The organism is Streptococcus sanguinis (assembly GCF_020729725.1).
In the GTDB taxonomy this organism is placed as follows: Bacteria; Bacillota; Bacilli; order Lactobacillales; family Streptococcaceae; genus Streptococcus; species Streptococcus sanguinis_V.
This window is the reverse complement of record NZ_JAJEPA010000021.1, coordinates 212,096-236,426: the sequence shown is the minus strand read 5'-3', so window position 1 is coordinate 236,426 and position 24,331 is coordinate 212,096. Positions and strand designations below refer to the sequence as shown.

Here is a 24,331-nt window from a genome sequence, read left to right as displayed (position 1 = left end):
TCAGCTCCTGTCTTTGCTGTAAATGACGACTGTATAGCCGCTATCAAAGTCCAAATAAATGGGCTTACCTATAAATTCGTTAGAAGCATACACTTTTTTGAAAAAAAAGTTATCTTTATTGAGCGGATATTTGGCGCCCTCAATCGTTAAGGCAGCATCATCTGACGGCAGAAAGGCTAGATAGCGCATGTCAGCTACCGGTTTGATTTCATGACACCCCTTAGGAACATAGGTCAGCAAATTCTGCTCATCTTCCAGAAAAATCTTTTCCATATAAGGTGCAATTTTTTCATTACTGGGCAGGAAAACATTGGCCAAGGCATGATCCAGACGGCCGCCAAAGGCTCCAAAAATGGTCAGAAAAGCATCTGGATACCGCTCAAAACAAGCCAGAACAGCTAACTCCAAGTCTGTATCATCCTTTTCAGGATGGGCCTGAATGACTTCCTTGGCACTATCTTTTATGCGCAGCAATTCTTCCTCGGTCACAGAGTCAAAATCCCCGACAGCCAAGTCAGGACAAACTCCCTGCTCAAGCAGAAAGAGGCTTCCACGGTCTACTCCAACTAAAACATCAAAATCTAAGCTAAAATGCTCCAAGTTCCCGCCAGCAAATAGTGCAACCTTAGTCATACAGGGCATCCCGTAAAGTCTGAACTTGATGATTGACATCACCCTTAAAGACATAGCTGCCAGCTACGAAGACATTGGCACCAGCTTCTTTAGCAATCCCAATGGTCTTATCGTCAATACCGCCATCCACTTCAATATCAAAATTCAGCTGATTGACTTCACGCAAGACAACCAATTCACGAATCTTATCCATGGTTTCTGGCAGAAAAGCCTGACCGCCAAAGCCTGGATTCACTGTCATCACAAGGACTTGATCAACCAAATTCAAAACGTTTTTGACTGCTTCAACTGGTGTTCCCGGATTAATCACTACACTAGGCTTGACTCCTGCTGCCCGAATCTTCTGCAGCGCTCCGTGGATATGTGGTGTCGCTTCAGCATGAATGCTGATAATATCTGCACCGGCACGAGCAAATTCTTCGATATGGTGCTCAGGATTGGAAACCATCAAATGGCAGTCAAAGACTAGCTTGCTGTGAGGACGCATACTGGCAACAACCCCAGCCCCAAAGCTGATATTGGGTACAAAATGACCATCCATAATATCAATATGGGCATACTCAGCGCCTGTTGCTTCTAACTTTTTCAGTTCTGATTCAAAATTAGCATAGTCTGCACTTAAGATTGAAGGGGCAATTTTGAATGAAGTCATAGTTCTTCTCCTTATTTAGAATTTTTTTTGGCAACTTTTTTATAGGTCTCCCGACGATTTTCAATCTCGCTGAGAAATTGCAGGTAATTATCAAAGCGGAATGAAGCTATCTGGCCGGCCTCAACTGCTGGCTTAACGGCACAAGCTGGCTCGTGAGTATGAGTGCAAGTACGAAACTTACAGGACTGGCTGACCTCAGCAATCTCTGGAAAAGCTTGATTGAGATCTTCAGCTGTAGTCACCTCGTAATCCAAGGACGAAAATCCTGGTGTATCAGCAATCTTCCCACCGTTTAGATTGTAAAAACTGACAGCCCTCGTCGTATGACGGCCGCGGCCAAGACTTTCAGAAATCTCTCCTGTTTCTAGCTGCAGGTCTGGGGCAATTTTATTGAGCAGAGTGGATTTTCCAACCCCAGTCTGTCCCATGAAAACAGTGATTTTCCCTGCTAGTCGTGGCAGCAACTCCTCAGTGGTTTTAATGACCTCATAGCCGATGGACTGATAGGCCTGTACATAGACATCCAAGCTCTGCTCATCTTCAAGCAGGTCTAACTTGCTGATGTAGATAATAGGATGAATCCTCTTATGCTCTAAAAGCACCAGAAAACGATCTAACAGATTGGCATTGAAATCTGGCTCTTTCGCGCTCATGATTACAACTGCCTGGTCAATGTTGACAATCGGAGGTCGCACGAGACTGTTCTTTCGCTCTGCTATTTTTAAAATATAGCCTTCCGAGTCTTTTTCTGCTGAAAATTCGACTTCATCACCGACATAGGGTGTCTGCCCTTTTTTGCGAAAATTACCCCGCGCTCTGGTTTGATAAACCTGTCCGTCCGACTCTACATAATAAAAGCCAGCTAGAGCCTTAATGATTTTTCCTTGCAAGATTGCTCCTTAAAAGTTAATACACTCATTATAACAAAAAATGCGAGATTTAGCTTGCTTGTTTTGCATAGAAGGCATTTCTTAAGGTTTGCTTCATTTTTCATAGAAAGCAGCTATTTTAAAATACCTAGGATGAAACTGGCATAAAAAAAGCGAACAAGCTCTAAAGAACCTGTTCGCTTTTTATATCAAATAAGATATTTACTGTAATTTCAGTAAGTCACAAAACTGATTAGCTGCGTTTTGCCTTAGCCATCAGCATTCCTCCTGCGAGAAGCGCTGCTAGGAAGCCAAGAATAGTAACAAGGAGATTTTCTTCCTGTCCAGTACGAGGAAGAGCTTTTCCTCCGACTTTCGGAGCTTGACCGCCTGGCTTATTAGTTATCACTCCTTCAACAGACTTTTTCTTAGCAGGGATATGACTGAAGGTCAGCTGAGTACCGTTGATCTCAAGCTTGTAGCCATCTACTGGATCAGCCGCAACGCTATAGACAATTTCCTTGCCGTCCTTGTACTTAGGAAGGCCGCTAAAGTCATACTGCCAACCATTTTCTTCTGACACAACCAGTTCTTTGATTGGTTTGCCATCTGCCAAGAGGCGAACAGTAACCTTAGAAGGTCGAACCTTATCTTGATTTTCAGCATCTGACCATACCGCAGTTCCCTTAACAGCAATCTGTGTTGGTTTATAGCTATTAGTCAAAGTGAAGCTGCCATCTGTTGCTTGTTCTTGGCTGCTGCTATAACCCTCAACTGTCACTTCTTCAAGGACTGTATAGTTGATTTTCTTGCCCTTCTTATTCTTAGGTAGATCTTTGGACTCAAACTTCCAGTCAGTAGCTGCTGTCACTTCCAGCTCATCTACCACCTTATCTCCGTCCAAAATCTTGACCTTGATAGATGCCGGGCGCTTGCCATCTTGATTATTAGCATCATCCCAAACCTTTTGACCAGAGACTTTAACGGTTTCTGGAGTATAGGAGTTGGTAATGGTGAACTTATCAATCTTAGTTTCATATTGAGCAACTGACACTTCAGAAAGCGTGTAGACAATCTCTTGACCATTTCTATATTTAGGCAGGTCTTTAGATTCAAACTTCCATCCATTAGCAGCTGTTACTTCAAGTGTATCAACAATAGTGCTTCCATCCATTACCTTAACTGTAATAGATGTTGGGCGTTTGCCGTCTTGATCGTCTGCATCATCCCAGACTTTCTGACCAGAAACTTTAACCTGCTCTGGAGTATGAGAGTTAGTGATTGTCTGACCTTCTACTTTCGGACTGTAACCTTTTTCTTTCAAAGCGACTACTGTTGCATCATCCTCTTTGACGGAGTAGGTGATCTTCTGTCCCTTGTCAAACTGAGGCAGATTAGTGAAACTTGCTTTCCATGTGTTGGCATCTGCCTTATCAGCAACTGTCAATGTTAATGTCTTACCTGCGACAGCAACTGGCTCTTCACCATTTACTGAGCTATACAGTTGCACTGTGATAGAAGCTGGACGCTTGCCGTCTTGGTTATCAGCATCATCCCAGACCTTCGTAACAGCATACTCCGTACTTTGAGGAGTGTAAGAATTAGTAATGGTGAACTTATCAATCTTAGTTTGATAGTCCGCAACCGCTTTTTCAGTGACAGTGTAGGCAATCTCTTGACCTGCTGCATACTTAGGAAGGGCTTTAGACTCAAACTTCCAATTGTTAGCAGCTGTTACTTCCAGCTCATCTACGACAGTATTACCATTTTTTACCTTAACCTTAACAGAAGCTGGACGCTTGCCATCTTGGTTATCAGCGTCATCCCAGACTTTTTGACCGGAAATCTTAATCATCTCTGGAGTGTAAGAGTTGGTAACTGTGAAATCTTTGATTTCTTTAGTATAGCCAGCTACATCATCTTCCTCGATAGAGTAATCAATCTTCTGACCATTTTCATAAACTGGCAGATTTTCAAATTTAGTTTGCCATTGATCAGCAGCCGTCACTTCCTTGCTAGCGACTTCTGTCTTGACACCGCCGACTGTCTTCATCAGCTTAATGCTAATCTTAGTTGGACGCTTGCCGTCTTGATTATCGCTGTCATTCCAGGTCTTGCTGGCAGTGATTTCTGTCTTCTCTGGTGTATAAGAGTTAGTGATATTGTAGCCGTTGAGATTGGTTGAATAACCCGGTACAGCTTCTTCTGTCACTGTATAGGTAATTCGTTGGCCATCCTTGTAGACTGGCAAGCCAGTAAAGTTGTAAGACCAGCCTTCTGCCTCACCGACTGTTTGGGTATTGACTTTTTGACCGTCAGCTAGCAGATTAACTGTGATAGAAGCTGGGCGCTTGCCATCCTGGTTATCGCCATCTTCCCAAGTCTTGCTGCCAGACACAGTCGTTGTCTCAGGAGTGTAAGAATTAGTGATGTTGTAACCCTCTACCTTACTAGTATAACCTGGAACAGCTTCCTCACTTACAGTATAAGTGATTTCTTGGCCTGCTGCGTACTTAGGCAAAGCCTTGGACTCATATTTCCAGTCGTTAGCGGAAGTCACATTTTGCTCATCCACAACCGTATCACCATTCAGAATTTTAACCTTAACTGAAGCTGGACGCTTACCATCTTGGTTTTCCGCATCATCCCATTTCTTCTGACCGGAAACCTTGACCGTTTCTGGAGTGTAAGAGTTGGTGATATTGTAGCCGTCCACTTTGCTCGTGTAGCCTGAGACAGCTTCTTCTGCAACAGTATAAGCAATTTCTTGGCCTGCTGCATACTTAGGAAGAGGATTAGATTCATATTTCCAACCGTTAGCAGCCGTCACTTCCTGCACATCGACAATATCTTGTCCTTTCAAGATCTTGACTCTAACAGCATTTGGACGCTTGCCATCTTGGTTATCCGCATCTTCCCACTTCTTCTGACCGGAAATCTTGATGGTTTCTGGCTTGTAAGTGTTGGTCACTACAAAGCCGTCAGCAGCATTGCCAGTTACCTGAGATTGATAGTGAGGGACCGCGTCTTCTTCCAGAGAATAAACAACTTCTTGGCCCTTTTCATATTTGTCCAAGTTGGTGAACTCGGTTGCCCACTGGTCAGCCTCGGTCAGAGTTCGGTTCGCAACTTCTGATTTCTGACCGCCAACTTCTTTATAAAGTTTTACAACAACATTGGCAGGACGTTTGCCGTCTTGATTCTCGGCATCATCCCATTTCTTGCTGGCTTTGATAGCGATTTTCTCTGGCGTACGACTATTGGTAACAGAGAGATTTCCCTGATCTACTTCTGGAGCTTCATAGCCATCAAGCTGATCTTCACCGATTGTATAGGTGATTTTTTGACCACTTGCATCAAAGATTGGTAAATCAGTTGTCTGAGCTGTCCACTCCGCATCTGTACTACTACCAGTTACAGTCACTGTCTTATCAGCCAGTTTTTGACCATTGGCATAGACATCTACAGCAATAGAAGCTGGACGCTTGCCATCCTGATTGCTTTCATCTTTCCAAACTTTCTTGACTGTCAGCTTTTTGCTGGCATTTGGATCCATCGTATTCTTGACTGTCTTAACCGCTCCGTCAGCCTTGATAGTCACTTTCATCGGATTACTGTCCAGTACATAGCCTTCCGGAGCTGTTACTTCCTCTACTGTGAATTGGCCTTTCTTGATTTCTTCACTTGAGAAAGGCTGTGTAGAAACCCGACCGTTAGCATCCGTTGGTGGCAGAGTAATCTCTTCACCACTAGGAGTTGTAACCTTAAAGACAGCACCTTCCAGCATTTTACCAGTCTTAGAATCTTGTTTGTAGAGAACCAGACTGTTACTGATATCTGCAGTGATAACACCGCCTTCTGTAATCCGGCTACTACGCTCTACTGTAGAGCTCGTCTGACCAGGACGATCATCTCTGAATGGCAGTTTTGTATTATCAACTTCCATCTCAGCCGTATTGGATACCAAAGAACCATCAGCTGGTGAAGTTGTCATATAGTTCAACATAAAGGCACGATTGCCTGGGTTATTGATGGTTAGAGTAAACTCTGTATAAGTGTCATTATAGGCAACCGTATAATCTTGACCTTCTTTCAAGATAACAGAATTCGCAATACTTGATAAACTCTGTGTGTACTCCCCTTGGCGAAGGACAAATTGCTCCGGAACGAATTGCATAGGTGCACTGCTATCTGGAATGACATCCTTGATAACAATCGGAGAATTATAAGTCTTTTGCTGAGTATTGATACGAACAGTCCAGTTATGTGAGTAGTCACCGCTCTTGCCGAGAATAGCCGAATTATATGGCTTCTTAGCAATGACGCCTCCAATCTTAGCGTAGTTTTCACCGGCTGTTGAAAAACTGCTTTGTTTGCGCTCGTTAATGGTTACCTTATGGCTCATCGTGCCTTGAGTTTCCTCAGGCTTATAATTCCAGTCCTGATCAGCGCCTACTGTCGTCGCCTGAAAATCAAAGAAGAAACTTCCTCTTACTCCACTAGCAGTTGTCTTGGCCTTGTAATCTGCCAAATTCTGAATAGTAACTGTGATCAGACCGCCCTTACCTGAACCATTCGATGTCATCTTAGCAGCTCCGAGCTGGACCTGCGTTTCATTATCCGTCAGAGTAAAAGTTGTACCATCAGCAATGGTTGCACCGTTCGGTACTGTAAAGGTAAAGGTATCCCCATCCTTGAGCTTGTTATCGTAAGCAGACAAATCAAAAACTAGCTCATAGCGATAATTTCCCCCTTGAACCAAATTGTAAGCACCGTTAACCTTGGTTGCTTCGCGGCCATTAGAGTGGTCCCAGATTTTAATATCTGTGATTGCATTCTTCAAAACATCTGCTTGAGCAGTTGCAGTAAAGAGCTTCAAATCCAGCAAAAACAGAAGGGGCAGCATCAAAAATAGCAGCCATTTTTTCAGTTTCATAACATTCTCCTTTTTTATTTCGTTACCTAAATAAGTAATTAATCTAATTGTAACAAATACTTGCTATAATAGCAATATCATAGAACTATTTTAGTAAAGAAAAAATAGAAATTTTTCTGCTTTTTTCTTACAGTGAAAAAAACTGATATTCTCTATTGGCATTTTCACAAAAATAAGTTATAATAGAATCTCAAGCGGAGGTGGTGGAACGGCAGACACGCATGCTTCAGGCGCATGTGCCCGTACGGGTGTGAGGGTTCAAATCCCTTCCTCCGCATAAAAAGCAATCCTATCATGATTGATAGGATTTTTTGTTATTATGAAGTAGAATTACACTGCTGAGAAAAGCCAGAAAGGTCAGTCCCCCTGTTAAATATTTCTCTAATAGACTCGCGGTCACAAAGAAATTGAAAACAGTAGCCAAAAAGAGAAATACAGTTCCGCTTAAGATAATCTTTCTCAAAACAGAAGACTTTAAACTACTTCTTAGCCAACCGCCAAAAGATAGATAACTAAGACTAAAGAAAGCCCACAGCAAGAAAAGCAGGAAGTTAACTGGCCGCAACCATAAAGGAAATACTATATAAGCGCCGCCAAATACCAAACGTCCCAGAGGCAGACCTAGCAGTAGAAGGTAATGGAGCAAAGATTGCGAAAACCAGAGCAAGGCAGAAAACAAAGACAGACATTTCACTTTCATATGTACCTCATTAGCAAAATAGAAGACCAGCTATATAGAGCAGAACTTCTATTTTTTTTATAATCCCTCTGACTTCAAAGCGTCTGCCAAGCGAGCAAATTCCTCTAAACTCAGAGCTTCTCCCCGAACACTTGGAGATAAGTCAGCTCGTTCTAAAGCTGCTGTCAGTTTGCTTTTAGTCTCCTCTGACTTCCCAAAATGACTGGTCAGATTGTTCCAGAGAGTCTTCCGACGGTGGACAAAGCTGGCCTTGGAAATCTTAAAAAAGAATTTCTCGTCCTGTACCGCAACAGCAGGCTGGTCTCTGCGCACCATCTTGAGAATAGCCGAATCTACATTAGGCGCTGGCACAAAGACTGTCCTCGGCACGATAAAGGCAACCTTGGCCGTCATGTAATACTGGACCGCAATTGACAAACTACCATAAGCCTTGGTATTAGGCTGAGCCGAAATCCGATCCGCCACTTCTCTCTGCATCATAACGACAAACTCACTAAAAGGAATCCCGCTCTCAATCAAATGCATGAGAATCGGCGTCGTGATGTAGTAGGGCAGATTTGCCACTACCTTGATAGGCAGGTCTGGATTCTTAAACTCTGCTATGTACTGAGCCAGATCAACCTTGAGAATATCCTGATTAACCACTGTCACATTGTCAAAATCGCGCAGAGTATCCGCCAAAATCGGTACCAGCCGATCATCAATCTCAAAGGCCATGACTTCTGCAGCACTTTCCGCCAAAAATTCTGTCAAAGCCCCAATACCAGGACCAATTTCGATGACATTGACCTTTTTGTCAATCTCAGCAGTATCCACAATCTTCTGGAGGATGTTGGTATCCGTCAGGAAATTCTGACCGAATGATTTTTTAAAAGTGAAACCGTGACGCTCCAGAATGGCACGGGTCACACTATGGTCTGCAATTCTCATTTTTCTTCCTATTTTCTGCTTAAATAAAATGCTTTTTGAGTTTGAAATCTTATCTTTGTAAAATATTAACTAAAATGTTTCCAAAATTAGTTCTTGTGTATGTCTTGTTTTTTAATCTTGCTCTTTCCATTGTACTCTGTGTAATAACAAAAACTTCATTATCTACTGCCTCCCATACGGAATTATTAGTCGTTTCCTTCATTAACCCTAAAGCGACAAGCCTTAGTACGGAATCTTCATTGGCATCATCATTATTATAAATAATTAAATCTTTTTTGGTTAGTGTACTAAAATCACTTGCTAAGAATCTATCTATTACTTCAGAATATACTAAAAATTCTGTCCATTTTAAAATACCATCTAAATAAGCGCGATATAGCCTCGCTAACATTACTGGTTTATTATATCCTATATATCTATCGACAATAATAACGATATATTCTAGTTCTTTTATTCTAAATTTTTCTTGACTGTCAAACTTTTTCTTATATTCATTTAACTTATCTTCAGTTATAATACCTTTATTAATTTCCTGAATAAATTCTATCATTTTCCTAACATGATATCTTTCCTTCACTGTTTTACCAATATGATAAAGCGATACTGCTGTAGAAATAAATGGAATTTCTTTTATAACCCCATCGTTTAAGTTGGCATCTAATCCTGATTCTAAAATATCAATTACAAGCGGTTCTCCATATTTTTTCAAGGATTCCCTAAAAGAATACTGTAAATTATTTTCACTCATCTAATCTCTCCTAATAGATTTTATTCTAAGCAATTGTAATTTGGTTAATCATTTCTTTACCATACATCTCTTAACTCTTATATCTCTCCATCACTTCTTCCACTTCCGCCAAAGTCACCCCAAACAATTCCAAGCGTTTAAGGAGCTGCTTACCATTGGAGTAGCCGATACGGAGCTGCTCACCAAGATACTCTCGACGCTGACGGCTGTCGCTTCCCATAAGCAGACCTAGTCGCACAAGATCGTTTTTGGTGATGTCAAAATTATCCTCATCATCGAAATATCCGACTACCCCAGCCAATGCCAGCTGTAAATCCTCAAACGAAGCGTGTTCCACTCCAAGCGATTTACCCTTGTTCTTAGACTTAGGGGTCGCCTCATCTCGACGGAGAAAGGCATGCTGAGCAGTTGGCACTGCCTCCATAATCATTCGGCGGATACGCTCGCCATTGTAGTCTGGATCAGTAAAGACAATAACACCACGTAGCTGGTGCAGTTTCTCTATCCTCTCTAGGTCTTCTTCATTGATAGCGGAACCTCTCGTCTCGTAAGTATCAACTTGGTAAAATCGCTGCAGATTGGCTGTATCATCCTTGCCCTCAACGACGATTACTTGAGGGATTTTTATCTTCTCAGTCAAGCCCAAACACCTTCTTTGCATTGGCATAGGTCGCCTGCGCCACTTCTTCGACAGTCAGTCCACGTAGCTCAGCAATTTTCTCTACCACATAGCGGGTATAAGCTGTTTTGTTTTCTCCTCCACGCTTGGGAACGGGCGCCAGATAAGGTGCATCAGTCTCGACGAGGATTTTGTCCAAAGGCAGGCTCTGCGCAGCCTCCTGAATATCCGTCGCTTTCTTAAAGGTGACGACTCCAGAAAAGGAAATCATCATTCCTAGCTCGATAAAGCGCTCTGCCGTTTCCAAAGAACCCGAATAAGAGTGCATGATGCCGCCTCGAGGGCCCACGCCTTCACTCTTGATAATCTCATAGGTATCCTCCAAAGCATCACGTGTGTGAACGACAAAGGGCAGGTTCAGCTCTTTGGAAAGCTGGATTTGGCGGCGAAATACCCGCTCCTGAACATCCTTTGGAGCTGTCATCCAGTGATAGTCCAGCCCAATCTCGCCCAGAGCCACCACCTTGGGGTGACGAAGTTTATCTACCAAATAGGCTTCCACCGCCTCATCATATGTCCCAGCCTCAGTCGGGTGCCAGCCAATCGTAGCATAAAGCTGATCATAGCTGTCAGCCAACTCCAAGGCGCGCTCAATGGTTGGTCGGTCAAAACCCACAATATTTATTTTGCTGACGCCCATTTCTGCAGCCAGCTGTAGCTCCTCTGCCTCTCGACCAGCAAATTCTTCCACATTTAAATGCGTGTGTGTATCAAAAATTTTCAAGCTATTTTTCCCTTTCATTCCTAAAAGTTCCCTTAGCCTTAAAAACAAAGGATGCCATTTTTCTAAAGTTCCTCAATTTTCCTTTATTTACTAGTAGCTTGGGTTAGTATTTGGTTATTTTTATGGTTAGCTTTTTACAAATGGATTTTATTGAGTTTATCTCTCATTTCAGCCTGTACATTTTCTGTTACATGGCTATAAATCCTTAATGTAATTGACTCATCTCGATGCCCTACTCGTTCCATAATTGCTTTGATAGGGATTCCTAATTCAATTAGTAAGCTTATATGAGAATGCCTAAGCATATGAATATTATATGCTCGTCCTTCACCTAAAACAGTGTCACAGATATCTCTAATGAATCTGTACAACAACGGTTGACGCATGATATTGCCTTGGTCAGTGACAAAGATAAATACTTCATCAAGACAATTTTGTCGGAAGTAATCAATGATTGCCAGACAACGTTCACTAAGGGCTATTGTTCTGACAGAACCTACTGTCTTAGTTGTTTGCAATACCCTCTCATCATAATGATGAGAAACATAATCAATCGTATGATCAATTTTCAGATGACAATTTTCAAAGTCCACATCTTCATAACGAACTCCAATAAATTCAGCAAAGCGAAGCCCCGTTAGAAATATAAATTCCATTGCCAAAGAATATCGTTTATCTTTATTGTGACTAGCACAGTAAGACAAAACTAAACCAATCTCCTCTTTAGTGATGAAATGTTCTTTAGCTCTTTTCACCTTTTCATACTCTACTTTTTGTTTGGGAATTACTACACTTTTTACAGGGGACATTGAAATATAGCCAACCTTTTCAGCATAGTTAAAAATACCATTCAAATAAATCTTCCGATTCTTTCGTGTAGAGTTTTGAACAGCTAAGCTCATGAGGTATGTTTGAACTAATTGCGTGGTGTAATCAGATAACCGCAAATCTCCTACTGCTTCCATGAAAAACCTCAAACATTTCATCTCACTTCTAAAGCTAGACGGTTTAATCTCACTACTTCGAATTGACTCCCATTCTGCCAAAAGCTGACTAAAATTCATCTCCTTGAATGTTTGTCTTTTCAATTCCTCCTTGGTAGGAGTAGTAAGAACCTTATCAATTTTCGTTGCTAAACGCCGTTTTGCTTCAACTTGTGAAATCCGTGATTTTGATTTCAGTGTCACAGTAACTTGTTTCCACTTCTGCTCCCGTTCATCATAGAACTTCTCAAAATAGCGATACTTTCCACTATCTAATTTTTTATAAAACATTGCTTCTCCTTTTTCTTATCATAATAAACAAAGGAAAGCTATGTAGCATAGCTTAATTATAACACAACTACATAGCTTCCTCATACTTCTTCTGTTTATAAATCAAAAATTGCTTGTACCCCTCAACATCTATGTACACCCTCTTATGAGATGGTTTTAGAATATAACATTGAAATCGCTCTATACGTCTCATTTCTGTCAGGTCATTATTCAGGGTCTTAATCGGAACATCAAACAGTTCCGAAATACTCTTTTTCGTTCGATACCATCTATCCATAATAACTCCTAATTTGGTATAATGAAGATAATAAAAGAATTTTTCTTTTATTATCCATTCTGCTTGTCAGTTGCTCCGCTAAAAGTGTCTGACAGGCTTTTTATATTATCGTAAAACTCCGTAGTGTATTCTTTTATACCATATGGAGTTTCATACTTTGTAGTCCGTGAAAAATTCGGTGGACTATTAATTTTATAAGTCTCCATAAGTTCCCCCTTTGTTGTTTTGATTTCCAAAGGCTTTTCAATTCCTCTGCTTGTTCTATAAATCCTTATTCCTTTGGGATACATGTATAGTCTTGCTCCTTTAACGGTTGCTTTACTCTGTGAATCTTTATCACCTATCTGCAAATTAGATAGATAAGCTATCAAGTAATTTCCAATCTTATCAGCCCTTCTCAATCGTTTAGTTTTAGTAAAACCTTTACCCCACATAGTAGCAACTACATCATTAGGGATAGAGAGAGTCGTGTCATTCTTCATAAGCACATGTAAATGCCACCGCCCGCTCTCTTGTGGCTCAATAACAGCAATATATTCTACTTGACCATATTCTTTGCGAATTTTACGAATATATTTTTTAAAATCTTTATAAACTATTTCAGCATCAATAACATGTTCCCTATATGTTAAAGTTATCCATAGTTGATTGTATCCACCAGTAAAGTTATGAGCAACTAAACGTCTCAGCTTTTTCATCGTTTGCTTGACTGATTTCAGATTATCAAATCGTGTACTATTTGATGTATCCATGTCATGAATTTCTCCAGTCTCAAGATTTACGTAACGCTTGCCTTCTATCACTTTGATAGTTTGTTCCTGTTGACCGTTAGCAGTTGTCATTTCGATCGTATTACCATACACGTAACTTTTTACAATTTTACCAAGTCCTATTCGTCTCATGCTTTATACCTATAAAAATATGCTTTGCGCTTTTGTTTGACGCTTATCAAGTTAATAGCGTCAAAATTACGATGTTTAAATTCAGATTTATTCCATGATTTATTGACAATAGGGAACCTAAGATTATAAAACTGATTGTGTCGGCACGGCGAACAAAGTTCGACCGCACCGCCCCAACCAGTCTAATCTATCTTAGCCTATTATCAACAACTTTCACGGCATAAAGAATTTAACCATCTAAGACCACGTATGTTTCAATTTGAACAACGCCCCTTTAATCGTTCGTTTATCTGATTCATTACATATGATGAATGCTAGATAGCGCAACCCATTCTTTACATATAGATCAGCGAGACCATGAAGAGCATATTTCTGCAAATAAAAGATCCAAGTATCTTTTATTCGTAATAGAACGTCTGGATCTATCTCTCCAAAAATTTGAAACCGAAAAACTTCACACCTAGCTCCAAATTCCTGAATCCCATGGTTATCCATTGTACATATAGGAACTCTTTCATCTGCTACATGCACTCTCTGGACTGACTTGCTTCCATCAGCTTGAACAACTTCCTGATCTTCGTAAATTAGAACTGGTTTATATGCAAACTGATTTTCCTGAATATTTTCTTTCACTAATTCTACCAATACATTTTGCGTAGAAGCTAGAAATCTATTCCAGTTTTTTTGCTTTTCTTCTATCTGGACTTTCCCCTGGTACTCCTGAAGTTTTCTACGACATAATTGGAAGACCTTTCCAATAGTTCTAATAGCCTTTCTAGGCATTTCTTCGATGATTGACGGCATTTTAACCTCCTCAGTATTTAAAAAATAAAGTCAGAAAAATAATTTATTTGACGATCTACTGACTTTACAAGTCTATAACCTCATCAACTTCAACAACCTTGGCAATGATTGAAAGCTGATTACGATATTCACCGTAGACTGTTGCCTTTTCAACGTCTACAATTTCACAAGTTGTTATCATTGGTTGAAATGAGTCATAATCCTTCATTGATACAAGGGGAACTTTTACAGTGAGTTGCTCTCCAATATTATTTTTTTCGTTTGGATATTCACTTTCATCAGAAAAGATAAGCACTCCCACTTTTACTCCTTTTTCAATTTCTGAACCAGCCTCACTTTTTTCTGTCCACCTTGTGGCAGAAAGAAAGCGTAACTCTTTGCGAGAAAGAAACAACTGAGCATTGAACTCTGTGAAATACGATAAATTTTTAAGAGCCATAGTCTAAAACCTACTTTCTAAATTTAAAAGTAAATCGTCTACTTTTAATCAAATGAACACTGTGACGATTACAGTTGACAATAATTAAAATTACCTCCTTAAGTATAAGGAGAAATTTCAACAGAATTCGGAGGATATTATAAATCTTTCAATTCTTTTCGTAGGCTCTGTATAATACGTTCATAGTGACTTTTAACGGTTTTGTCACTAAGACCAACTTCTTTAGCAAGATGCGAGAATGGTTTGTTTTCTAAAACAACTCCAGATAAAATTTCTTTATCCCTGTTGCTCAATATCCTCTCAATAGCTTCATTCATAATAGCTATTTCCTCCTTTTGAACTAAAATAGTCAATGGATCACGATTATCTGCTACCGTTTCTAGTAGAGAATCTGTATCATCTGAACTACTATCCAAACTACACAGACTGTAAAATCTATCTTTTCTGCAAAGATTTTCATAAGGCTGATTTAATAAGTTATCCACCTTGCTCCACTTACCAGTTATCGCAGCTCTTTGAATTGCTTCTTCTCTACGTTGTTCTACCCTTCCTTTTTGTTCCATTTGTTGATTCCTCCTTTAAGATTTATCAACACTACACAAAGGGATGGATTACTTTTAGTCAGGATAGACTTGATTAATAACTTTTTAACAGCGGAGTGGAATATGCATAAAAAAATAGCAGTTATACAAAAAAGTATAACTGCTATACATTATTCCTTTAGGAGAAGAGATTATTCCTTTAAGAGAAGATATTATTTTGTATTTTTATTCACTCCAGCTTTGTCACTCATCTAGACGATAAAATACATATGGGTCATTATAATAAGTAGTAGAATTTCCAAAAGCTATACGATCTTTGCTACTGTCACTATTTTCGCCACCTTTTACGACAACTCCAGCTGGGAAAAAATTAATGTAGCTTCCAGTAGGAGCTGATTGATGATTATACTCCTCTCCTACAATACCTAAAGCAGTATTGTCTGAATTTTTTAAAACATCATGTATTTTTTTACCTGCTGTTGTAGAGTTGTCCCAATACATTATGCCATTTTCATCAATCCGGACTTTAGTAGCCAATCCTTGAACATTTGGCATTACCCAAGTTCCTACTATACTAGAGTAATCACCCTTGGCTAATTCATCAATCCTAATACCATTTTTATCCTTAGTTTTCGAAATTTCTTTCATATTATTTTCTCTAAAATAAACAACTTTTGGACTGTTAAAATTCTCATCATGGTATTCTGTTACCATTAGAATATCTTTATCTATAACAGATAGTCTCGGAACCCCATCAGGTACTTCAAAAACATCATACAATACAATGTCCTTTGTACCTCCTACAATCTCACCAGATTTTCTAATCTGAAAATTATTATCATCTATAGCATCTACTTCTCTTCCGAGACTGCTATTTGCATAAATTGGTAACATTCCTTGCTCAGTCTTTAATCCTAAATCTCCTGAAATAGGATCCTTAGAAGATATTTCAATAATTCCTTTACGAGAAATTCCACCATAAGAAATGTCTGCTGTCCCGTCAGAATGTACTTTTAGTAAGTGCCCATCTTGACTTATCCAATTACCATTAACCGAACTCAGATTATCCTTATAAATCTCTGAAGTATTTACCGTAGATTTATCAAATGTTTGCTTTTTGTTCATTTCATTTTTTCTATGAAACACTTGATAATGAAGTGGATTCGGGGATCCATTTCCCTCATCTATGTCTTTCTCATTCTCTTGAAAAACCAATGTATCCTTGGTAATTTTTTTTGGTATATCTTGCTGTATAGACCATTCATTCTGTCTCGTATAATCAAAACCAACTTTTTCTCGTATAAACTCCGAATCTGCTTGAATTAAGTATAGGTTTTTATCTAATTTATTATACTCTCGTTCCGACCCCAAACCACCTGAAGCATATACATTTCGTTCTTTACCTTTATCTTTTCCCTTGACATTCGCCACTATATAACCTTTATCAAGAGTTTCATCTTCTGAAACTACTAATGTCCCTTGATTTTTTAATTTTTTTTCTTCATTGAATATTTTAACAACTCCTGCGTTATCAATTGTTAAAATCGTTTGCTGCTCTCCATCACCTACTTCACTAAGCCACGTCCCTGCTAAACTCTTATAATTTTCAGCTGAAATATCTGAAACATTTAGTGGTTTATCCCCTGATTTAATCTCTACATACGACTCTTGAGAAAAGCTACAACCGCTAATGAATACTAATAATAAACCATTCAATAAATATTTGATACTTTTCATAACTCACTCTCTAACATATTAATAAACACTTCTTTATCCATATATTGTGGACTTGGTTTTGTTGGAATACCTTTAATATTAAAAATAATCTTAGAAACAAGTTCCAAAGCTATCCAATTAAATCCACCTTCTTGTTCTATATTTTTATTTATATCTTTCCACTGAGTTGGTACTATATACGAAGAGTCTTCAGGAAAATCAGGGTAAGTTCCTTTTCCTACAATTTTCGAAAGAAAACCATACTCCCCATCTGGAAGCACTAATAATACATACTTAACCTGTTTTCTAATAAGACCTGATTCTGTAGTAAATAAAAACTTATTACCGTTATTTTTTGCAAAATAATAGTGCGTCTCTAGAGTACCTTCTTTAGAATAATTTTTCTCCCCTTTTCCCATATTTCGCTTCTGTAATTTATATACAGCTACTTCTTCAGACAATTCTATACTCCCTCTGTATTGTTTTTTATCTATTTTATCAAAAAAACTACCAACCAACAATACTTTCATTGATTTTTGGATAGTTTATTGTACTTAATATTCACTTAAAAGGATAGTAAAATAGTACAAAAGAGGAATTAAATGAATGGAAGCCAATCAACTGCAAAAATATATCTCAAATAGAATAAAGGAATGTCGCAAAGAAAAAAATCTGAGTCAAGAGCAACTCTCTACCCAAGCAGAACTGGGTATTAAAGCGATACAAAACATAGAAAATCTAAAATATGATTTTAAAATACAAACACTCGAAAAGGTACTCACAGCCTTAAATATGAGCGTTGAAGATTTTTTTGATTTTCCTTTTTCGGATAATTCTGTCCCCATAACTACATTAGTTGAAAATATATCCGACTTATCAGATACCAAAAAGTCTAAAATCATTTCTTCCTTCAACGAGATTGTTAAAAATATAGATTAAAAGAGGAACTCACTACGAATTCCTCTTTTTATATTCACTAAGCACTTTGCTGAAATTCAACTATTTCATATTTTGTATCAATTATATTTTCATCTTCATCTAAATATGTACGCTTTATCCATTGGCACTGAATAATACTTGAAATCAATAGTTTACTGTATATAAACAAACTTTTCAAGTAACCAGTAAAACTTTTATCAGTTTGAGAAATTTATAAAAGAGGAGACTTGCTCCTCTTTTCACTGCTACATTTGCTTTCCTTTGGTTAGTTTCTTGGTTAATTTATATTTGTGTAAATTTTATTTGTTCTTAAAATAGACATTTCTAAAACTTAGTATGTGTATCAAAAATCTTCATGGTTTACTTCCTTGTCTTTCCTGTCCTTTATTATACCAAAAATCAGGCAAAATATTCATCCCCTTCTGCTCTGTTCATCTCCTGACAAAAATCCATCTTTATAAAATAAGAGATTTTTATAAAATTCCGTCTAGTCCTTAAGACTGATTTTATCCTTTTTCGATAGTTTTTTATTGATTATCGATAAGATGCGTGTTATAGTTACTAAGAAATGAAACGTTAGTCGGAGGAAATTATGACAGACAAAATGAAAAAGACTGCTGAAGATATGAGCATCATTCTTACAAAAATCAGTATCAGCCTTTTATTTATTGCTTCCATTATCCTGATAGCCCTAGGACCTTGGGTCGTCAACCTAGTTATCGAATTTCCCTCTCCTTTCTTTCAAGGAGAGACACGCTTTTGGATCTTGCTGCTGTTTAGCTATGTCCTAGGCTGCCTGGCTCTGGCCTGCATTGTCCATCTCTATCGACTCCTGAGCCGCATCGGTAAAAATCAGGTCTTTATCACACAAAATGTTCAGTACATGCGCTATCTTGGCTGGGAAGTCGGCACTGTCGCTCTTATCTCCCTCTTTATGGGACTGACAGCCTATTTGCCCATGCTCTTGGTCACTGTTTCCTGTAGTATCTTGACCCTGATTATCCGTGTCATCCGCAACGCCTTTGGCAAGGCCATTGAGCTGCAGGATCAAGTGGACTACACTATTTAGGAGGTCTTATGATTCAGATAAATTTAGACCTTGTTATGGCGCAAAAGCGCATCAGCGCTGGCCGTTTAGCAGAGCTGATTGACCTAACACCAGCCAACCTATCTATCCTAAAAAATAATCGAGCCAAGGCTGTCCGCTTTTCAACACTCAACGCTCTCTGCCGTGAATTAGACTGCCAGCCTGGCGATATTTTGGAATATATCCCTGATGAGGAGGAGAAATAATTATGGAATACCCAGCACAAGATCAGATGAATATCCAGCCTTGTCTGCCCGCAGAGGAAGAAAGAAAGACCATCTTCGCAGGCCTAGAGGACAAGCAACTGCGATTCTTTAAAATCAGCTATCTAATCCTCTATCTTTTAACCTACTTTTACTCTGCTGTATTTTTTAATTATCAAACTGCATCCTTTTTCCCTTTTGCAATTGGTCTTATATTGCTAAGCGAAGCCCTAATCAGGAAATTGGCCTATCCATCTTTGCAGATAAAAAATCTTGACAGCAGATTAGAGGCCAGAAGCTTTCTGATCATGACGCTAGCTCAAGCCCTGGCTTTAAGTCTCTGGGGACTTCATCGCCAGCTAGAACTTTTCCAATTTCTGGCCATCCACATCTCATTCGCCTTCTATATTCTGTCCCGCACAGGCTGGTTAAGCCAGGGGCGTTTGGGGATTCTGGTCTGGTTTGACACGATTCAAGCCTTCTGCATCCTGCCCTTTAAAAATTTCATTGCTGCTATTCTAGTCTTTATAGAAGGCAAGCAGCAGGACTCTTCTGATAGCTCTGACAGTATGTCTTCAAAGAAAGCCCAACAGCTCGTGATTATCGTCAGCAGCTTCTTTGTTGCAGGAATCTTGGTCTACTTTGTCTGGTCCCAGCTGAGTCAGGTTTCAGACAGCTTTGCCTCCTTCTTCAGCAATACCGCTGATATTATTGAGAATCTACTTGACTCCCTCTTTTCAAGTCTTGATAGCAGCATGATTCTCTTCAAGGCCTTCCTGGCTGTTCCTGTCAGTCTCTACTTGTATGGCCTCCTAGCCGGCAGTCTGTTAGGCAAAAAAGATACTAAACTTAGCTACAAAAAATTCCAAGCAAGCATCCGCCCTTTGCGAGTAGCACCCGCTTTCGCAGCCTACATTATCATCGGCAGCCTCTGCCTGACCTATGCGCTCTTTTTCCTGACGGGTCTGGGTGAGCTCGGTCAGCTCCTAAGCGCCGGAACAATAGCTCAGTCTATTTCTCCGCAGAATGCTTCGACTGTTGCCGTAGCTGGCTTCTGGCAGCTGGTTCGGGTCTCTATCCTTAACTTTGCAGTCCTAGGCGTCTTCTATCTGATTGCCAAAAAACCGCTCTGGGACCAAAAAGGGACGCGATTCGCAGCTACTATCCTTTTTATCTTTACGGGTCTGCTGGCCTTGCTAGCTGGCTGGAAATTATTTGGCATCTACATCTATCTCTATGGACCAACACCGCTGCGCTTGATTTCAGCATGGTTCATCCTAGTTCTCTTAGTCTGGTGCCTACTAACCCTGATTCGTTTCTATAAACCTATCCAAGCTATCCGCATCGGTATCTTTTACGCCCTGATAAGCTTTACCTTACTCTGCTATCTGTATCCAATGCTTTTACCAGTGGCAAAATAAATAGCGGTACTTAACTATATACAAAAAAACCAGAAAGAAAATCAGTTTCTTTCTGGTTTTATTCTCTTTTTCATATCATTTACCTGCATTCAATAATAGACCGCTCATTCTTCTAATTCAAAGAAAAAATGATTATATCCTAAAATCACAAGTCAGCAAATGATCATTAACCATGCCAATGGACTGCATAAAGGCATATACAGTCGTAGAACCAACAAAAGAAAAACCTTTCTTTTTGAGTTCTTTGCTGATTTTATCGGATAGATCCGTTCGAGCGGGTACCTCTTCAATACTGGACCATGAATTAAGAATCGGTTCATTATTTACAAAAGACCAAATATAAGAATCCAAACTACCATATTCTTCTTTTAGTTTTAAATAGGCTTTAGCATTTTTTATAACTGCCTTTATTTTCAGCCTATTTCGTATCACTCTTTGATCACTAAGCAATTCTTCAATCTTCTGCTCGTCATAGTTGGAGAGTATTTCAGGATTGAAGTTTTCATAAGCCTCTGTCATAGCATCCATTTTTGACAAAATAGTTTGCCAGCTCAAGCCCGCCTGCTGACCTTCCAAAATCAACATTTTAAAGAGTTTATGCTCGTCATGCACAGGTCGCCCCCAGTCATGGTCATGATAATTTCTCTCAAGCTCACTATTTTCAGCCCAATCGCATCTTTTCATCTCAACCATCTATTTTCTCCTTATAGTTTGATTTTCTCAACTTGATTATTATCTAAGACCAAGAAAGCATCAGAAAAAGAGACTTCAAAAACTTGTAAGGAGTTGCTGTGTTGCTCAATAATATCTTGATAATAAGGATACTTCTGGATAAAAACGCTTTTTATATCCTCAATAGAAAGCTGGCTTTCTTTGACTCTCCCTTGAATTCGGATATACCTCCCATCACCTTTCGGGATTGTTGTAAGAGCTATACGATTATTGGTTGCCAACTCTTGAATTTTTTGACTATTTTTAAATGAGATAAAGAACAATTTCTTTGTATCCTCATCATAGTAAAAATTGACAATTCTTACATTTGGTATATCCTTTACAGAAGTTGCTAGGGCCATTTCTGTCTGTTCTGCCAATAAGGCCTTAAAATATTGATTCATATTTGACTCCTTTATTATTTTCTTTAAAACTAGTATAATATAAAAAGGTATCATTTTTTGAAACCATTTAATAAAATATGGAGTTTCTCATGAATAAATCTCAAAGAATTAACGATATGCTTATTTTTCTCAATAAGAAAAGACGATTCAATCTAAAAGATATTATGAATCGATATCATATTTCAAAAAGCACTGCTCTTCGCGATATTGCCAGCCTTGAAACGTTAGGCATTCCAATTTATTCTGACTTAGGCCGGAATGGCAGTTATAAAATTCTTAGCAACGACTTGTTATCTCCTATTATTTTCTCCATAGATGAAATTTCTGCCTTGTATTTTTCCATGCTGACTCTGGAAAACTACAATATGTGCCCTTTTGATATTGACCTGCAAAAATTAAAAGAAAAATTTGAAAACTCGATTTCAGAACAGCAGTTAAGCAAGATCACAAAAATTGAGAAAATCCTTCAACCAGAAGTCAGAAAGACAATCAACAACTCTCAGTTGCGAATCATTCTTGATATTTTATTGCACAGGCAGGGAGAATTTTTTCCAATTAAGTATGAACAGCAGTCTCTTCTGGTTCAATTTATCAAACTATTTAGCCTCAAAGGAGATTGGTATGCAGAGGTCATAAACAAAGACACTGGCCAAAAAAGGGAACTTCCCTGCCAGTCTATTGACTTTTACCCATAAATTTAAGACAAAAAAACCAGCGGTCTCGAGTCTCCGCTGGTTTCTTGATAAATCGTTTGGATTAAGCAGCCAAAACTTTGCGTCCTTTACGACGGCGAGCTGCCAATACACGACGACCGTTTTTAGTTGACATACGGTGGCGGAAACCATGTTTACGCGCACGACGGATTTTACTTGGTTGATAAGTACGTTTCACGATGAATACCTCCTCTTAGATTCTTGTATTCGTTTAGCCGGCTAGTTGTGATCAGTTACTAAACATACTTTACTATTCTATATGATTCCGGGGCTTTTGTCAATACTTACTTAAATAACTTTCTCTTTGTAAACGTAATCATATGGTCCGAGTCGCCTCATAAAAGGGAATCAAAGCTGTCATGGCCTCCTGCAGCTGGGACAGCACCTGCTCTCTTGAAGCAGCCTGAGAAAGGGGAATATCGTATTTAATCAAGACCTTACGAACCTGACCGGCTGCCAGCTGCTGAGTAAGGAGCTGGCGATTTTCCTCTGTTCCTTCAAAACGCTGACTCACACCATCTATCTGAGCAAAATAGTAAGCTGGCGACTGAATAGGCAGATTCAAGACCCGATTTTGCTTGCTGAGGCTGTGCTCATCTTTCTTACGCTCCATAAAGCTCACCTCTAGTGACACTCCAAAATCTTCTGCAGTCCCATACAAGCGCAGAGCAAACATTGGCTCAGTGATTTCTCCATAGCCTTTAAGATAATTCCAAAAATGGGGCCGCAGTATCTGTGCCTGATTCATCCACTGGCTGGTTCGCTCCAAGGTCAGCTTAGGATAGAGGCTCTGAAAATCCTTGACCAAATCCGCAAATTCCTTGCGCGCCGCCTGGCCCTTAGCTCTTAGCTCCAACATAGACTCACGCAGCTGCCCTGCCTTGTCTGGAGATATATACTTAGCCCCTTGATGAGGCAGATAACTTTCAATAGCTGGAAAAAGTGACATAAAAAATCCTTTCTATATACAAAAACCAGCATCTCTGCTGGCTTTCTTTTTATTCACTGTCAATATCCACGACGACATAGCGGTTAGGCTCGTCGCCTTCGGAATAGCTAGTCACGCCATAGATGCGAGAAATGATGCGGTGGATAATCTTGCGCTCGCTGTTAGACATAGGGTCCGTGTGCTGACCGCGTCGGTCTTCCAAAGCCCGCTGAGCCAGTTTCTGCGCATAGCTTTGCAGCACTTCTGCCCGATGCTCAACATAGTCATTGACATTAATGGAAATGTAGAAGCTCTTAGAATATTGGTTATAAAGATAGTTTTGCGCCAATAGCTGCAGAGCTTTCAAGACTTTTCCGTGGTAGCCAATCACGCGCCCCGGTTCATTAGTATCAATCTGCATGTTAATGGTACGGCGGTTGTGGCTGCTGGAAATACCCGCTTCAACATCCATCTCATCAACGATTTTCTGAACATAGTTCGTTACGTTGTCAACCACTTCTTCTATATCGTAGTCAGCTTCGACTTGGATGCCTAAGTCAGCAAAAGAGCTTTCTTCTGTTTCTGTCGGCTCAGCCTTGTCTTTAGCCGCTTGTTCAAAAGAGATAACCTTGCTATCGCTCTCTTCTGCTTGAGTAATGGCCTCGTCAATAGCTTGATTGGTCTTGAGAAGATCAATGGTGCCAGTCTCTTCTAAAATCGTATTGGCTTGCTTGTCATTTTTGAGAATTTCAGCCTTGACCTCATCTGAGATAACTTCGCCTTCTCCTTCGACTTTCTTGATAGCAGCTACCACACGGCCCAAATCAACCGTTGCTTCACTGACAGACTGCACAGGCTCATTCTGAGCGTTAATCTCTTCGGGAACACCTTTTACAGCCTTTTGATTGGCCTTGACAACTGTCGTCTCAGCAATCGGCTCGACATCCACCTGAGCTGGCTTCTTGCCAAACAAGCCTAAAAAGCCTTTTTTCTCACGTGAAATAACAGTGATATGCGCTCTCATCCGTGGAATATCCAACGTTTTCAAACCATTTTGAATGGCTTCTTCAACACTTGCTCCTGTAAAAATAACCATTGCA

27 protein-coding genes and 1 tRNA gene are annotated in these 24,331 nt (G+C 39.5%); 6 read left to right on the top strand and 22 right to left on the bottom strand.

What is annotated here, in order from left to right:
- The 4 genes from K4I03_RS11345 to K4I03_RS11330 form a co-directional block, all read right to left on the bottom strand.
- Positions 1-633: a thiamine diphosphokinase gene (locus K4I03_RS11345; RefSeq protein ID WP_227965417.1), complete on the bottom strand. Its 633-nt coding sequence runs from the start codon at positions 631-633 to the stop codon at positions 1-3.
- Positions 626-1,285, bottom strand: a complete 660-nt coding sequence (gene rpe / locus K4I03_RS11340; RefSeq protein WP_061602672.1) for a ribulose-phosphate 3-epimerase — start codon at positions 1,283-1,285, stop codon at positions 626-628. The genes K4I03_RS11345 and rpe overlap by 8 nt, the downstream gene beginning before the upstream one ends.
- Positions 1,286-1,296: 11 nt before the next feature.
- Positions 1,297-2,175 (bottom strand): ribosome small subunit-dependent GTPase A, encoded by an 879-nt coding sequence (gene rsgA, locus K4I03_RS11335; RefSeq protein ID WP_227965410.1) that lies wholly within the window; start codon positions 2,173-2,175, stop codon positions 1,297-1,299.
- Between the two features lie 232 nt (positions 2,176-2,407).
- Positions 2,408-7,090 (bottom strand): Cna B-type domain-containing protein, encoded by a 4,683-nt coding sequence (locus tag K4I03_RS11330; RefSeq protein WP_227965408.1) that lies wholly within the window; start codon positions 7,088-7,090, stop codon positions 2,408-2,410.
- Positions 7,091-7,284: 194 nt separating this feature from the next.
- On the opposite strand from K4I03_RS11330, the gene K4I03_RS11325 reads away from it, so the two are divergent.
- Positions 7,285-7,367: transfer RNA gene (locus tag K4I03_RS11325), tRNA-Leu, on the top strand.
- A 15-nt stretch (positions 7,368-7,382) separates the two neighbouring features.
- Here the strand turns inward: K4I03_RS11325 and K4I03_RS11320 are convergent.
- The 13 genes from K4I03_RS11320 to K4I03_RS11260 form a co-directional block, all read right to left on the bottom strand.
- The gene (locus K4I03_RS11320) at positions 7,383-7,790 is read right to left on the bottom strand and encodes a hypothetical protein (protein WP_227965406.1); all 408 of its coding nucleotides are present in this window, start codon (positions 7,788-7,790) and stop codon (positions 7,383-7,385) included.
- A gap of 57 nt (positions 7,791-7,847) precedes the next feature.
- Entirely contained in the window at positions 7,848-8,720 is an 873-nt protein-coding gene (gene rsmA / locus K4I03_RS11315; protein WP_227965404.1) for a 16S rRNA (adenine(1518)-N(6)/adenine(1519)-N(6))-dimethyltransferase RsmA, read from the bottom strand.
- A 49-nt stretch (positions 8,721-8,769) separates the two neighbouring features.
- Positions 8,770-9,468, bottom strand: a complete 699-nt coding sequence (locus tag K4I03_RS11310) for a hypothetical protein (protein ID WP_227965403.1) — start codon at positions 9,466-9,468, stop codon at positions 8,770-8,772.
- A 70-nt stretch (positions 9,469-9,538) separates the two neighbouring features.
- Positions 9,539-10,108 (bottom strand): ribonuclease M5, encoded by a 570-nt coding sequence (gene rnmV, locus K4I03_RS11305; protein ID WP_408643083.1) that lies wholly within the window; start codon positions 10,106-10,108, stop codon positions 9,539-9,541.
- Entirely contained in the window at positions 10,101-10,889 is a 789-nt protein-coding gene (locus K4I03_RS11300) for a TatD family hydrolase (RefSeq protein ID WP_227965401.1), read from the bottom strand. Before K4I03_RS11300 ends, rnmV begins: the two co-directional genes overlap by 8 nt.
- Positions 10,890-11,005: 116 nt before the next feature.
- Positions 11,006-12,145: a tyrosine-type recombinase/integrase gene (locus tag K4I03_RS11295; RefSeq protein ID WP_227965400.1), complete on the bottom strand. Its 1,140-nt coding sequence runs from the start codon at positions 12,143-12,145 to the stop codon at positions 11,006-11,008.
- Positions 12,146-12,212: 67 nt separating this feature from the next.
- Positions 12,213-12,422 carry a DNA-binding protein gene (locus tag K4I03_RS11290; protein WP_227965399.1) on the bottom strand — a complete coding sequence of 70 codons (210 nt, stop codon included), beginning with the start codon at positions 12,420-12,422 and terminating at the stop codon, positions 12,213-12,215.
- Between the two features lie 50 nt (positions 12,423-12,472).
- On the bottom strand, positions 12,473-13,324 hold the full coding sequence (locus K4I03_RS11285; RefSeq protein ID WP_227965397.1) for a rolling circle replication-associated protein: 852 nt from the start codon (positions 13,322-13,324) through the stop codon (positions 12,473-12,475).
- 237 nt (positions 13,325-13,561) lie between these two features.
- A complete protein-coding gene (locus K4I03_RS11280; protein WP_227965396.1) occupies positions 13,562-14,128 on the bottom strand; it encodes a hypothetical protein in 567 nt (188 codons plus the stop codon).
- A 64-nt stretch (positions 14,129-14,192) separates the two neighbouring features.
- A complete protein-coding gene (locus K4I03_RS11275) occupies positions 14,193-14,567 on the bottom strand; it encodes a hypothetical protein (protein WP_227965395.1) in 375 nt (124 codons plus the stop codon).
- A 137-nt stretch (positions 14,568-14,704) separates the two neighbouring features.
- Positions 14,705-15,130: an RNA polymerase sigma factor gene (locus K4I03_RS11270; RefSeq protein WP_227965394.1), complete on the bottom strand. Its 426-nt coding sequence runs from the start codon at positions 15,128-15,130 to the stop codon at positions 14,705-14,707.
- Between the two features lie 222 nt (positions 15,131-15,352).
- Complete coding sequence (locus K4I03_RS11265; RefSeq protein ID WP_227965393.1) at positions 15,353-16,846, bottom strand: DUF6287 domain-containing protein; 1,494 nt, start codon at positions 16,844-16,846, stop codon at positions 15,353-15,355.
- Positions 16,843-17,286 (bottom strand): hypothetical protein, encoded by a 444-nt coding sequence (locus K4I03_RS11260; protein ID WP_227965392.1) that lies wholly within the window; start codon positions 17,284-17,286, stop codon positions 16,843-16,845. The genes K4I03_RS11265 and K4I03_RS11260 overlap by 4 nt, the downstream gene beginning before the upstream one ends.
- Before the next feature lie 145 nt (positions 17,287-17,431).
- On the opposite strand from K4I03_RS11260, the gene K4I03_RS11255 reads away from it, so the two are divergent.
- From K4I03_RS11255 to K4I03_RS11240, 4 genes are all read left to right on the top strand, one after another.
- Complete coding sequence (locus tag K4I03_RS11255; RefSeq protein ID WP_138099526.1) at positions 17,432-17,764, top strand: helix-turn-helix transcriptional regulator; 333 nt, start codon at positions 17,432-17,434, stop codon at positions 17,762-17,764.
- 592 nt (positions 17,765-18,356) lie between these two features.
- On the top strand, positions 18,357-18,833 hold the full coding sequence (locus tag K4I03_RS11250) for a DUF2975 domain-containing protein (protein ID WP_227965390.1): 477 nt from the start codon (positions 18,357-18,359) through the stop codon (positions 18,831-18,833).
- A gap of 8 nt (positions 18,834-18,841) precedes the next feature.
- Complete coding sequence (locus K4I03_RS11245; protein WP_002893895.1) at positions 18,842-19,057, top strand: helix-turn-helix domain-containing protein; 216 nt, start codon at positions 18,842-18,844, stop codon at positions 19,055-19,057.
- 2 nt (positions 19,058-19,059) lie between these two features.
- On the top strand, positions 19,060-20,475 hold the full coding sequence (locus tag K4I03_RS11240; RefSeq protein ID WP_227965389.1) for a DUF4153 domain-containing protein: 1,416 nt from the start codon (positions 19,060-19,062) through the stop codon (positions 20,473-20,475).
- 132 nt (positions 20,476-20,607) lie between these two features.
- Here K4I03_RS11240 and K4I03_RS11235 read toward each other — a convergent pair whose 3' ends face one another.
- The gene (locus K4I03_RS11235) at positions 20,608-21,168 is read right to left on the bottom strand and encodes a DNA-3-methyladenine glycosylase I (protein WP_227965388.1); all 561 of its coding nucleotides are present in this window, start codon (positions 21,166-21,168) and stop codon (positions 20,608-20,610) included.
- An 11-nt stretch (positions 21,169-21,179) separates the two neighbouring features.
- Entirely contained in the window at positions 21,180-21,644 is a 465-nt protein-coding gene (locus K4I03_RS11230; protein WP_321573177.1) for a pyridoxamine 5'-phosphate oxidase family protein, read from the bottom strand.
- A gap of 23 nt (positions 21,645-21,667) precedes the next feature.
- Here K4I03_RS11230 and K4I03_RS11225 point away from each other — a divergent pair, with 23 nt between their 5' ends.
- Positions 21,668-22,285 carry a helix-turn-helix transcriptional regulator gene (locus tag K4I03_RS11225; protein WP_227965386.1) on the top strand — a complete coding sequence of 206 codons (618 nt, stop codon included), beginning with the start codon at positions 21,668-21,670 and terminating at the stop codon, positions 22,283-22,285.
- Positions 22,286-22,346: 61 nt separating this feature from the next.
- On the opposite strand, the gene rpmH is transcribed toward K4I03_RS11225, so the two are convergent.
- The 3 genes from rpmH to jag form a co-directional block, all read right to left on the bottom strand.
- The gene (gene rpmH, locus K4I03_RS11220) at positions 22,347-22,481 is read right to left on the bottom strand and encodes a 50S ribosomal protein L34 (protein WP_002893904.1); all 135 of its coding nucleotides are present in this window, start codon (positions 22,479-22,481) and stop codon (positions 22,347-22,349) included.
- 138 nt (positions 22,482-22,619) lie between these two features.
- Positions 22,620-23,252 carry a ribonuclease P gene (locus tag K4I03_RS11215; protein ID WP_227965385.1) on the bottom strand — a complete coding sequence of 211 codons (633 nt, stop codon included), beginning with the start codon at positions 23,250-23,252 and terminating at the stop codon, positions 22,620-22,622.
- Between the two features lie 49 nt (positions 23,253-23,301).
- Positions 23,302-24,327, bottom strand: coding sequence for an RNA-binding cell elongation regulator Jag/EloR (gene jag, locus K4I03_RS11210; protein WP_227965383.1), 1,026 nt, complete (start codon positions 24,325-24,327; stop codon positions 23,302-23,304).
- Positions 24,328-24,331: the final 4 nt, after the last annotated feature.